General features: G+C 50.0%; 2 tRNA genes. Both read left to right on the top strand.

Annotated elements, in window-relative coordinates:
* The first annotated feature begins 71 nt into the window (after positions 1-71).
* Positions 72-143: transfer RNA gene (locus C1I60_RS24330), tRNA-Glu, on the top strand.
* 6 nt (positions 144-149) lie between these two features.
* Positions 150-225, top strand: a tRNA-Val gene (locus C1I60_RS24325).
* The last annotated feature ends 31 nt before the right edge of the window (positions 226-256 follow it).

The raw sequence follows: 256 nt of genomic DNA, 5'->3' as shown, positions 1-256 counted from the left end.
AATCGTGTAGGCGCCAAAAGCGTCTCGAGGGTTCGAATCCCTCTCTCTCCGCCAGATATTATTTTTTGTATGGCCCGTTGGTCAAGCGGTTAAGACACCTCCCTTTCACGGAGGTAACAGGGGTTCGATTCCCCTACGGGTCATAATATGGAGGCTTAGCTCAGCTGGGAGAGCATCTGCCTTACAAGCAGAGGGTCGGGGGTTCGAGCCCCTCAGCCTCCACCATTTATTTATTATATAGCATTCCCTAATATTA

The sequence above is a fragment of the Paenibacillus terrae genome, from assembly GCF_005217525.1.
In the GTDB taxonomy this organism is placed as follows: Bacteria; Bacillota; Bacilli; order Paenibacillales; family Paenibacillaceae; genus Paenibacillus; species Paenibacillus terrae_C.
This window is presented reverse-complemented; position numbering and strand designations above follow the sequence as displayed.